At 42.6% G+C, this 11,257-nt stretch carries 9 protein-coding genes and 1 pseudogene; 7 read left to right on the top strand and 3 right to left on the bottom strand.

Annotated elements, in window-relative coordinates; genetic code table 11:
• From BO26_RS23905 to galK, 5 genes and pseudogenes are all read left to right on the top strand, one after another.
• A pseudogene (locus BO26_RS23905) lies at positions 1-186 on the top strand (group II intron reverse transcriptase/maturase); the annotation flags it as partial.
• A 105-nt stretch (positions 187-291) separates the two neighbouring features.
• Positions 292-867, top strand: a complete 576-nt coding sequence (gene mog / locus BO26_RS04280; RefSeq protein ID WP_036769118.1) for a molybdopterin adenylyltransferase — start codon at positions 292-294, stop codon at positions 865-867.
• Positions 868-1,004: 137 nt separating this feature from the next.
• A complete protein-coding gene (locus BO26_RS04275; RefSeq protein WP_072023209.1) occupies positions 1,005-1,565 on the top strand; it encodes a chorismate mutase in 561 nt (186 codons plus the stop codon).
• A gap of 343 nt (positions 1,566-1,908) precedes the next feature.
• Positions 1,909-2,961, top strand: coding sequence for a UDP-glucose--hexose-1-phosphate uridylyltransferase (locus tag BO26_RS04270; RefSeq protein ID WP_036769140.1), 1,053 nt, complete (start codon positions 1,909-1,911; stop codon positions 2,959-2,961).
• A 68-nt stretch (positions 2,962-3,029) separates the two neighbouring features.
• Entirely contained in the window at positions 3,030-4,205 is a 1,176-nt protein-coding gene (galK, locus tag BO26_RS04265; RefSeq protein ID WP_036769137.1) for a galactokinase, read from the top strand.
• A gap of 65 nt (positions 4,206-4,270) precedes the next feature.
• Here the strand turns inward: galK and satP are convergent, their stop codons facing one another.
• Entirely contained in the window at positions 4,271-4,840 is a 570-nt protein-coding gene (gene satP / locus BO26_RS04260; RefSeq protein ID WP_036769116.1) for an acetate uptake transporter, read from the bottom strand.
• Positions 4,841-5,279: 439 nt separating this feature from the next.
• Between satP and dnaK the strand changes: the two genes are divergently transcribed.
• Positions 5,280-7,190 (top strand): molecular chaperone DnaK, encoded by a 1,911-nt coding sequence (gene dnaK, locus BO26_RS04255; RefSeq protein WP_036769114.1) that lies wholly within the window; start codon positions 5,280-5,282, stop codon positions 7,188-7,190.
• A 108-nt stretch (positions 7,191-7,298) separates the two neighbouring features.
• Positions 7,299-8,417, top strand: coding sequence for a molecular chaperone DnaJ (gene dnaJ / locus BO26_RS04250; protein ID WP_036769112.1), 1,119 nt, complete (start codon positions 7,299-7,301; stop codon positions 8,415-8,417).
• A 101-nt stretch (positions 8,418-8,518) separates the two neighbouring features.
• Here the strand turns inward: dnaJ and BO26_RS04245 are convergent, their stop codons facing one another.
• A complete protein-coding gene (locus tag BO26_RS04245; RefSeq protein WP_036769109.1) occupies positions 8,519-9,829 on the bottom strand; it encodes a carbohydrate porin in 1,311 nt (436 codons plus the stop codon).
• Complete coding sequence (locus tag BO26_RS04240) at positions 9,813-11,234, bottom strand: glycoside hydrolase family 1 protein (RefSeq protein ID WP_036769108.1); 1,422 nt, start codon at positions 11,232-11,234, stop codon at positions 9,813-9,815. Before BO26_RS04240 ends, BO26_RS04245 begins: the two co-directional genes overlap by 17 nt.
• Between the last annotated feature and the right edge of the window lie 23 nt (positions 11,235-11,257).

Below are 11,257 nucleotides of genomic sequence, written 5' to 3'. Positions count from 1 at the left end.
GCCCGAGCAAGAATGCTAATGAGGAGCGGACTTGGGGAAGGAAGAGCGTGGAGATCAGCGACAAACCAGCGAGGACCTTGGTGGAACTCAGGAGCCAGTCACATGAACCAGGCATATCCAAAGAAAGCGTTCTCACAAGCGGGACTCTTATCACTGCTGGAACTTCATAGGCAGTTCCAGCGTTAACAATGAACCGCCGTATACGGAACCGTACGTACGGTGGTGTGAGAGGACGGCGGGAGCGATCCCGTCTCCTACTCGATTTAGTTAATTGTGTTGATTGAGGTTTATATGAATGAGTTGCGCATTGGTCTGGTATCTGTCTCTGATCGTGCATCAAGCGGTGTTTATCAGGACAAAGGAATTCCAGCGCTGGAAGAATGGCTAAAAAGTGCTATTACGACGCCTTTCCGTGTAGAAACTCGTTTAATCCCTGATGAGCAGATCATTATTGAACAAACCCTGTGTGAATTGGTAGATGAAATCGATTGTCATTTAGTTCTAACTACTGGTGGAACTGGCCCAGCTCGTCGGGATGTGACTCCTGATGCCACATTGGCGGTTGCAGACCGTGAAATGCCGGGTTATGGCGAACAGATGCGCCAAATTAGCTTAAAATTCGTTCCAACAGCAATTTTGTCCCGTCAGGTTGGCGTGATCCGCAAGCAGGCTCTTATCCTGAACCTACCAGGGCAACCAAAAGCAATAGCAGAAACGCTGGAAGGCTTGAAAGGCGAACATGGTGAAGTTCTGGTACCCGGCATTTTTGCCAGCGTGCCATATTGTATCCAATTGCTGGATGGCCCGTATGTTGAAACCGATGACAAGGTAGTTGCTGCTTTTAGACCGAAAAGTGCCCGTCGCTGAGCAATGAACTAGTTGTAGAAATAATCAAAAAATCGAGCTTTAATCTGACACCTATCGAAAGCCAATTTCAACATTATAAGCCTATAATTCATTTAGTATGTTGATTGGTTGTTTAGAATAAATTTCGGGATGAAAAAATGGAACGATCAAAAAAAGTAAGAATTGGCTTTATCGCTGGCTTGGCATTAGTTATGAGCGCAATAGCGCCAATGGCGGCGCTAGCAATAGGAGCAAAGGCGACGGTAGCCCAGTTAATTAATCAGCGTCTTTCTTACATGAAAGATGTGGCGGGATACAAGGCTGAAAACCATCTACCTGTTGAGGTCTTGGAGCAGGAAGATAAGGTTCTTACCAAATCAATGAGTGAGGCTGAATCTTTCGGGTTAAGTGGGGAATCTGTCAGGCCGTTCATTATAATCCAAATGAATGCCGCGAAGGCGATTCAGTATCGCTATCGTGCTGATTGGTTGTCTGTCCCTGAAAATGGTTGGCAACCTAAGCCGCTGGGTGACGTTCGGATTAAAATTAGTGGACTAAGTACTGAAATCCTCCAACGAATTGCGATTCTGCTCAAAGCCGGAGAAAAGATAAATGCTTCTGATAAGGAAATGTTTATGGAAAATATTCAACAACATAACTTAAAGAATTCAGATAAGCAGCAAATTTTCTCTGCACTTGAGAAGGTGAAATTGAAATAAATCACTCCCCCTTGTTCTTTAGCAAAAAAGGCCGACTTTTTGTGGCAGCCTCAATAGATGGGGCTGTCATAGGAACTGGTCACCAGAAAACAGTGTACAACACAGTCAGAATAACCAGAGAGCATTAATCAAGGCAATAATTGCTCAATACAGCCAGTATTAACCAGTTTGTGGTCGTCTGAGTCAGGTCAATATATCCTTTATTTTCACTCTTTGTATAACATCATGTACATCAGCGTGACTGATATCTCAGATTGGTATTGATGCTCGTTGTTACACTGCATTTAGAGCTGGTGAATTGACAGTGATTTTTACAATTGATGTTGAAAAAATAGAAATTGCTATGGCTAAGATTGAATTTAATCCGGCTGAACATCCTCATCGTCGTTATAACCCTTTGATTGGGCAATGGGTTTTAGTATCTCCTCATCGGGTGAAACGTCCGTGGAATGGGAGCGATGAGCAGCCGTTGATAGACGATATCCCGCACTATGATGAGCAATGTTTCCTTTGCCCGTCGAACAAGCGTATTTCCGGTGAGCAAAATCCGGATTATCAAGGAGCCTTTGTTTTTAATAATGATTTTTCAGCCTTAATGCCAGATTCGCCTGATATACTGCAATCACATCATCCGCTATTTAAGGCGCAGGGAGTACGAGGATTAAGTCGTGTGATCTGTTTTTCTCCTGATCACAGCAAGACATTGCCTGAATTGTCCATTGAACAAATTCGTCAGGTAATTAATACCTGGAATCAACAAATTGAAACATTAGGTAAAGAATATATTTGGGTTCAACTCTTTGAGAATAAAGGAGAGTTGATGGGGTGTTCTCAGCCTCATCCGCATGGGCAAATCTGGGCAAATAGTTTTTTACCAAACGAAATTGAACGTAAAGATAAACAGCTGCGTTCCTATTACCAAGAGCATGGTTCTAACTTACTGGTGGATTATGTTCAGGCTGAATTAGATGATGGTGAGCGGATAGTGGTCGATACAATGCATTGGCTGGTGGTTGTACCTTACTGGGCGGTATGGCCCTATGAAACCATGTTGTTACCTAAAGTTCATGTTCGTCGCATGAATGAATTAACGGATGAACAATGTGATGATTTGGCGTTCGCGCTTAAAAAACTCACCAGTCGTTATGACAATTTATTTTGCAGTTCTTTTCCTTATTCTATGGGCTGGCATTTTGCCCCATTTTTTGAACAAGGAACCGATATTGAACATTGGCAATTACATGCACTTTTCTATCCGCCATTATTGCGATCTGCTGCTGTACGAAAATTTATGGTGGGCTATGAAATGCTCGCTGAGATGCAACGTGATTTAACGGCAGAGCAAGCAGCTAAGGTTCTGCGTGCATTGAGCGATGTACATTATAAAGAGCAATAGTGATAATAATCTGGCGCGATTTTTCATTAACCGTATCTGTTGCTAATGCCATATTTGAGAATAACATCATGAAAACTTTAATTAATCGCGTTAAAGATGTTTTTGATTCGATATTTCATTATACACCGACACATATTATTCAAGCACCGGGTCGGGTTAATTTGATTGGAGAGCACACTGATTATAATGATGGCTTTGTATTGCCATGTGCAATTAATTACCGAATTGTCGTTGCTGCGGCAAAACGAGAGGATGATATTGTTCGTGTTGTCTCAGTTGATTATAGCAATCAATTCGATGAGTTTGATATTAGTCAACCTATTACATTTCACGAAAATAAGATGTGGGCTAATTATATTCGTGGGGTCGTAAAATGTCTGCTTAGCCGTGGATATATATTTAAAGGGACGGATATTGTGGTGACTGGTAATGTGCCACAGGGGGCAGGATTAAGTTCATCGGCTGCACTGGAAACGGTTATTGGTCAAACATTTAAAACCCTTTACCACTTAGATATTAGCCAAACGGAAATTGCGTTAAATGGGCAGCAGGCTGAAAATGAATTTGTGGGTTGTCATTGTGGCATTATGGATCAATTAATTTCAGCAGAAGGTAAAGAACATCATGCGTTATTAATTGATTGTCGGCATTTAACTACACAGGCTGTATCTATATCCAAAGATATAGCGGTTATTATTATAAACTCAAATAAAAGGCGAGAGTTAGTTGGCAGTGAATATAATATACGCCGAGCTCAATGTGAACAAGCTGCGGCATTATTCGGCGTTAAAGCTTTGCGAGATGTGACATTAGATGAATTTGAAAAGCGCAGTTTGGAACTTGACGGTGTTGTTGCTAAGCGTGCTCGCCATGTCATTACAGAAAATGAACGCACGCTTTTAGCGGCAAGAGCGTTAATAGCGGGCGGAGATATGCTGTTAATAGCTGAACTCATGGCACAATCACATCAGTCAATGCGTGATGACTTTGAAATTACTGTTTTTGAAATCGATATCTTGGTTGATATTGTGAAGCAAGCCATTGGCAAACAGGGTGGGGTAAGGATGACTGGAGGTGGTTTTGGTGGTTGTGTCGTTGCTTTAGTACCGCAAACATTGGTTGATGTTGTTAAGGCTACGGTTGAACGACACTATTTTGCATCGACAGGTCTGAAAGAAACCATTTACGTGTGTCAAGCTGCGGATGGTGCAGGTACTGTGGGCAATGTAATAGCTGATGCTTAAACGGCAATACATTATCGGACGGGAAGAGGGGGCCGAAAAAACTTTCCCTCTTCCAACTTGGTTTATTACGGTTTTATTTCGCCAATTGGTAGGACAGTACGGCCATATTGCTCATTCAGTACTTCTGCCATTGCCAGATAAAATGCACTGGCACCACAAATTATCCCTTCGTAACCGGCAAAGGTTAGAAGAGTGGTATTTCCGGTAAAGTTTCCGATAGCTAATAAAGCAAATAGCAGTGTCAGGCCGCCGAAGATAAATTGTAGTACTCGGTTAGTCTTAAAGGTGCCAAAGAACATAAACAGAGTAAAAATACCCCACAGGCCAAGATATACCGCTAAATACTGGCTGCTGGTGACTTCTGCCAGTCCCATTTTGGGTAGGAATAACAACCCGACCAGACTGAGCCAAAATAGCCCATAAGAGGTGAAAGCGGTTGCGGCAAAAGTATTGCCTTTCTTATATTCGAAAAGCCCCGCAAGTACTTGAGCCAGGCCACCATAAAAAATGCCCATGCTCAGAATAACTGAAGCCAGTGGAAAGAAACCTGCGTTATGCAGATTAAGCAGAATGGTTGTCATGCCGAATCCCATCAAGCCTAAAGGGCCGGGATTTGCCAACTGATTGGTGCTCATAAGTCCTCTGAAAGAAAATCATATACCCTTCATCCTTCAAGTTGCTGCTTTGTTGGCTGCTTTCACTTACCCCAGTCACATAGTTATCTATGCTCCTGGGGATGCGTTCACTTGCCGCCGCGCTGCAAATTGAAATCTATTAGGTATGAAAGTAATAAATAGCAAAGGTGGCGAATCATAATGATCTGTCAGCAAGGAAACAATGACCTGTGAAATAATAAAAAGGTTTTTTTTTCACTTCCCCCCTTGATGCTGGTTTTAACGGCCCCATCTTATAATCAACCGCAGTTGCTAGTGGCTGTTCTATACAGCTGATGTATATAAGCAAAAGTGAGGGATCGCATAGAGGCATAAAAATAGGTGCCATTGAAAAGCAGATACTTATCCTCATATTGATTAGCAACTTGACTGATTACGAATTTCTTGTGGAGGCGTTTAGATGGGTAAAATTATTGGTATCGACCTGGGAACTACCAACTCTTGTGTAGCTATTATGGATGGCACGACAGCGCGTGTATTAGAAAACAGCGAAGGTGATCGTACAACCCCTTCCATCATTGCATATACCCAGGATGGTGAAACTCTGGTTGGTCAACCGGCTAAACGTCAGGCTGTTACTAACCCGCAAAATACGCTGTTTGCTATTAAGCGTCTGATTGGTCGTCGTTTTCAGGACGAAGAAGCACAACGCGATGTAGCTATCATGCCATACAAAATTATTGCGGCAGATAACGGTGACGCGTGGCTGGAAGTGAAAGACCAAAAAATGGCTCCTCCTCAGGTTTCTGCTGAAGTTCTGAAAAAAATGAAGAAAACAGCTGAAGATTATCTGGGTGAGCCGGTAACTGAAGCGGTGATCACGGTACCTGCATATTTTAACGATGCTCAGCGTCAGGCAACAAAAGATGCAGGCCGTATCGCTGGTCTGGAAGTAAAACGTATTATCAACGAGCCGACTGCGGCTGCACTGGCTTACGGCCTGGACAGAGAAGTTGGTAACCGTACCATTGCAGTTTATGACCTTGGCGGTGGTACTTTCGATATTTCCATTATCGAAATTGACGAAGTTGACGGCGAAAAAACTTATGAAGTTCTTGCAACCAACGGTGATACTCACTTGGGTGGTGAAGACTTCGATAGCCGTATGATCAACTATCTGGTTGACGAATTTAAGAAAGAGCAAGGCATTGATCTGCGTAATGACCCGCTGGCAATGCAGCGTCTGAAAGAAGCCGCAGAAAAAGCGAAAATTGAACTTTCTTCTGCTCAACAGACCGACGTCAACCTGCCATACATCACTGCTGATGCAACCGGTCCTAAGCACATGAATATCAAAGTGACCCGTGCGAAACTGGAGTCACTGGTAGAAGATCTGGTTAAACGTTCTATGGAACCGGTAAGAGTTGCACTGCAAGATGCTGGTTTGTCAGTTTCTGATGTGAACGATGTGATTTTGGTGGGCGGTCAGACCCGTATGCCAATGGTGCAGAAAGTGGTTGCTGATTTCTTCGGTAAAGAGCCACGTAAAGACGTGAACCCTGACGAAGCGGTAGCCATGGGTGCGGCAGTACAGGGTGGAGTTCTGGCTGGTGATGTAAAAGACGTGCTGTTGCTGGACGTAACACCTCTGTCTCTGGGTATCGAAACAATGGGCGGCGTGATGACCTCCCTCATTGCGAAAAACACCACTATCCCAACCAAACACAGTCAGGTGTTCTCTACAGCAGAAGATAACCAAGCAGCGGTAACTATCCATGTGTTGCAAGGTGAACGTAAACGTGCCGGTGATAACAAATCCCTGGGCCAGTTTAACCTGGATGGTATTCAGCCAGCACCGCGTGGTATGCCTCAGATTGAAGTGACTTTTGACATTGATGCTGATGGTATTCTGCATGTGTCTGCTAAAGACAAAAATAGTGGCCGCGAACAGCAGATCACTATCAAAGCTTCTTCCGGTCTGAATGAGGAAGAAATTCAACGGATGGTTCGTGATGCAGAAGCTAACGCGGAATCTGATCGTAAGTTTGAAGAGTTGGTACAGGTCCGTAACCAGGCAGATCAACTGGTTCACGGCACTCGTAAGCAAGTAGAAGAAGCGGGTGACAAACTGCCAGCAGAAGATAAAACCGCTATTGAAAGCGCTGTAGCTGAGTTGGAAAAAGTTGCTAAAGGCGAAGATAAAGCTGATATCGAAGCAAAAATTCAGGCTCTGGTGCAGGCTTCCGCTAAGTTGTTAGAAATTGCTCAGCAGCAGGCTCAGGCTGGTGCAACAGCGGATGCTGGTGATAGTGCGAAAAAAGATGACGACGTTGTAGACGCTGAATTCGAAGAAGTAAAAGACAAAAAATAATTGCCCTTAGCGGGCGCGGTAACAGTTATGACAACTGTTGCTGATTAACCGGCACGGGCGTTGAGGGAACTCTGCGCCCGTGCGCGCATGTTAAGGGTAAAATAAGAGATGGCAAAGAGAGATTGTTACGAGGTTTTAGGCGTTTCCAAAACAGCGGACGAAAAAGAGATTAAAAAAGCTTATAAGCGACTGGCAATGAAATATCACCCCGATCGTAATCAGGGCGATAAAGATGCAGAAAGCAAATTCAAAGAAGTTAAAGAAGCTTACGAAATTCTGACTGATGATCAGAAACGAGCTGCTTATGACCAATATGGTCATGCTGCTTTTGAACAAGGCGGAATGGGTGGTGGCGGTGCTGATTTCAGTGATATCTTTGGTGATGTATTCGGTGATATTTTCGGTGGTGGTCGCCGTCAGCAGCGCCAAAGCCGTGGTGCTGATTTGCGTTACAGCATGGAGCTGACACTGGAAGAAGCGGTTCGTGGTGTAACCAAAGAGATCCGTATTCCGACGCTGGAAACTTGTGATGCATGTCATGGTAGTGGTGCTAAAGCAGGAACCAGTCCTGTAACCTGTTCAACCTGTCACGGTGCTGGTCAGGTTCATATGCGCCAGGGTTTCTTTACTGTTCAGCAGCCTTGTCCGCACTGTCATGGTCGTGGTCAGATCATTAAAGATGCTTGTAATAAGTGTCGTGGTCATGGGCGTGTTGAAAAGTATAAAACATTGTCTGTTAAAATCCCGGCAGGTGTAGATACCGGTGACCGTGTTCGTCTGAGTGGTGAAGGTGAAGCTGGTAGCAATGGTGCACCTGCCGGTGACTTGTACGTTCAGGTACAGGTGAAACGGCACCATATCTTTGAGCGTGAAGAAAATAATCTTTATTGCGAAGTGCCAGTTAACTTTGCAATGGCGGCACTGGGTGGAGAAATTGAAGTACCAACACTTGATGGCCGTGTGAAACTGAAAGTACCTGCTGAAACGCAGACAGGCAAAATGTTCCGCATGAAGGGTAAAGGTGTTAAATCTGTTCGTGGTGGAGCTCAAGGGGATTTGTTGTGCCGGATAGTGGTAGAAACACCGGTTAAATTGAACGAAAGGCAGAAAGAATTACTGAGTGAATTGGGTGAGTCTTTAGGTGGTACTGGGGGAGAAACCAATAGTCCGCGTTCTAAAAGCTTCTTCGATGGCGTAAAGAAATTTTTTGATGATTTAACCAAATAATATTCAGCTCTCCACATAATAGAGTTGCATTTCTAAATGTCGCTCAGATTATTGATAAAAGTCCTCGTTTTTATACGAGGACTTTTTGCTCTGGCCGAAAATTATAAGCTAAAAGTAATTTGTGTGAGCAAATTATAAGCATCGTCCTCTTTCGGTGTTACTGATGGATGGTGGGTATACGATAAGCTATTCGTCCAATAGATTCCGTTGGAAACACGGTATGAATATGACGCGGATGCGGTTGCACTATAACTTTCAGCAATTTGGCCATTGCGGGCGAAGTAATCTTTCGCATCATTACTGAATTTATTGTACGACAAACCAAGAGTAAGCATATCGTTTGGGCGTGAATCAAATAGTCCAATGCTAAACAGTGATAATGAAACATCGGCGTTAAATAAGTTACGATCCTTTGGTGCGTAATTGGCTTTGCCATCAATATACCATCCACGGAAAGGCATCGATGCATCCGGCTTGGTTATTTGGCGCGTAGCCGCTATATAATGGGAATAGGTATAGTCTTCATATTTTGAATTATTATAGTTAAAATAAGGCGTTTTATTGAACACCGAGCCGCCTCGAATCCAGATCATATTTTCTGTTTCATCGGCATTAACACGATAACCTAATTCATTAATGACCAATGTACCCGCACTAGGCACTTTCCAGCGCAGACCGTAAGTATTGTATTTTGAATCTGCTTTTAAACCTTCCGAGCTTTGACTTCTGGCAACCCCAATGTGGTCATACCAACGTTTATTTTTCGATAAAAATCGAACATCTATCGATGGACTGGGTTTTGTACTGGGCAAGCCAGCTTGGGACAACATCACGCTGGTTGGTCCCAAAGCCGATGATGCTGTACTGCTACCTAAAAATAAACCATAGAAATGAGAAAGCAGCGTTGTATAGCCGTAATTCAATATCACTCTGTCATTAAATAGGGGCTGGTTAATAGAAAAAGCTGAAATAAAAGGGTGCCCATCTTGACCATTATTTTTAAAGTTATTATAGGCATAGTTTAGACCTACACGTAGTTGTGCTTTATCGGTGAAGCCAATCCGTGATAAATCATAGGTAAGTTCGGTAGAAACAAAATTACCGGTAGTTAAACGTTGGCCTACATAGTTAGGATTAGGTGTATTTTTCCAGTTTCTTGCAACGTCATAGGTTAGGTTTGTTAGCATTTGAACATTTGCATAAAAGCCTCGATCTGCCATTTCTTTTCTGAGACCACCCCATTCGGGGAATACAGTATCACATGCAGATGCGACCGAAGGTGTTTCCGGCCCTCTCGGTAAAAGGGCATCATATGAGCTACAGTTATTTTCTGCCGCTACATTTATATTGCTATACAAAAAAATAAGCGGCAGAGCTGACAAAACAAATTTATTTTTATTGACTATTTTCATTTTTTACTCCCGGTGCTGTAAGAATATTTCCGTTACTGCTTATAACATCTTTATACCAGTTAAAACTTTTCTTACGCCGACGCTCCAGTGTTCCATTGCCTTGGTCGTCACGATCGACATAAATAAATCCGTATCGTTTTGACATTTCTGCTGTAGAAGCGCTAACTAAATCTATTGGTCCCCATGAGGTATATCCTAATAACTGCACACCATCTTCAATGGCTTCCCGTACCTGAAATAAATGATCGTTGAGATATTGAATTCGATAATCATCAATAATAGAGCCATCATCTTGAATAACATCTTTTGCTCCCAGACCATTTTCTACAATAAATAATGGCATCTGGTAACGGTCATATAACGTATTGAGAAGATAACGAAGTCCCTGAGGATCTATTTGCCATCCCCACTCTGAACTGGTTAGATAAGGATTCTCCGCTGGATTAATCATATTACCTGCGGATTTGACAATATCGGGATCTGTAGTTGCACAACAGCTCATGTAGTAGCTGATAGAGAGGAAATCAACAGTTTCTTTTAGTGATTGTTTATCCTCATCGGTTATATCAAGTGTAATATTTTGCTCTTTAAAAAGGCGTGTCATATAGGATGGATAATACCCACGAGCTTGAACATCAAAAAAGAACAGCGATTCTCTATTCTTTTTTAATGATTCTAATACATCATCGGGATGACAGGTTAATGGGTAGTAAGATGTTGCTGCCACCATATTACCAATTTTTGCATCTGGAATAATTTCATGGCAGGCTTTAACGGCTTTGGCACTGGCAACTAGTTGGTAATGTAAAGCTTGATAAATATCTTGAATTTCGCTGTCTTCTGGCAACCCTACACCGGTGAAGCAGGAAAATAAAGACATGTTAATTTCGTTGAATGTCAGCCAATATTTTACCTTATGTTTGTAACGCTCAAAAACAGTTTTGGCATAACGGTCAAAGAATTCAATCGTTTTACGATTTCCCCAACCACCATATTTTTTTACTAAGCCATAAGGCATTTCAAAATGGGAGAGAGTAATTAATGGTTGGATATGATACTTTCTCATTTCGTCAAAAAGGCGATCATAAAAAGCCAAACCATTTTCATTTGGTACTTTTTCATCTCCTTCAGGAAATATACGTGTCCAGGCGATAGACGTTCTTAGGCATTTAAATCCCATTTCAGCAAACAGTGCAATATCGTCAGGATAACGGTGATAAAAATCAATGCCGATATCCTTGATATTAAAATCATCTGTATTTCGTTTCATACTACCGCCAATAACTCCGCAGGGTTGCATATCTGAGGTTGATAACCCTTTTCCACCTGCTTGATAGGCTCCTTCGGCCTGATTTGCTGCTAATGCGCCTCCCCAAAGGAAGTTTTCTGGAAATTGTTTTTTCATGGTTTTCCTCATTTAATGATTTA

The sequence above is a fragment of the Photorhabdus australis DSM 17609 genome (assembly GCF_000711895.1).
GTDB classification, from domain to species: Bacteria; Pseudomonadota; Gammaproteobacteria; order Enterobacterales; family Enterobacteriaceae; genus Photorhabdus; species Photorhabdus australis.
Note: the sequence above shows the minus strand (reverse complement) of the source record. Positions and strands in the feature narration are given on the sequence as shown.

What these genes read in the sequence shown, in the direction of transcription:
- mog (WP_036769118.1), top strand. Translation starts at nt 292, where the DNA reads ATGAATGAGTTGCGCATTGGTCTGGTATCTGTCTCTGATCGTGCATCA.
- BO26_RS04275 (WP_072023209.1), top strand. Translation starts at nt 1,005, where the DNA reads ATGGAACGATCAAAAAAAGTAAGAATTGGCTTTATCGCTGGCTTGGCA.
- BO26_RS04270 (WP_036769140.1), top strand. Translation starts at nt 1,909, where the DNA reads ATGGCTAAGATTGAATTTAATCCGGCTGAACATCCTCATCGTCGTTAT.
- galK (WP_036769137.1), top strand. Translation starts at nt 3,030, where the DNA reads ATGAAAACTTTAATTAATCGCGTTAAAGATGTTTTTGATTCGATATTT.
- satP (WP_036769116.1), bottom strand. Translation starts at nt 4,840, where the DNA reads ATGAGCACCAATCAGTTGGCAAATCCCGGCCCTTTAGGCTTGATGGGA.
- dnaK (WP_036769114.1), top strand. Translation starts at nt 5,280, where the DNA reads ATGGGTAAAATTATTGGTATCGACCTGGGAACTACCAACTCTTGTGTA.
- dnaJ (WP_036769112.1), top strand. Translation starts at nt 7,299, where the DNA reads ATGGCAAAGAGAGATTGTTACGAGGTTTTAGGCGTTTCCAAAACAGCG.
- BO26_RS04245 (WP_036769109.1), bottom strand. Translation starts at nt 9,829, where the DNA reads ATGAAAATAGTCAATAAAAATAAATTTGTTTTGTCAGCTCTGCCGCTT.
- BO26_RS04240 (WP_036769108.1), bottom strand. Translation starts at nt 11,234, where the DNA reads ATGAAAAAACAATTTCCAGAAAACTTCCTTTGGGGAGGCGCATTAGCA.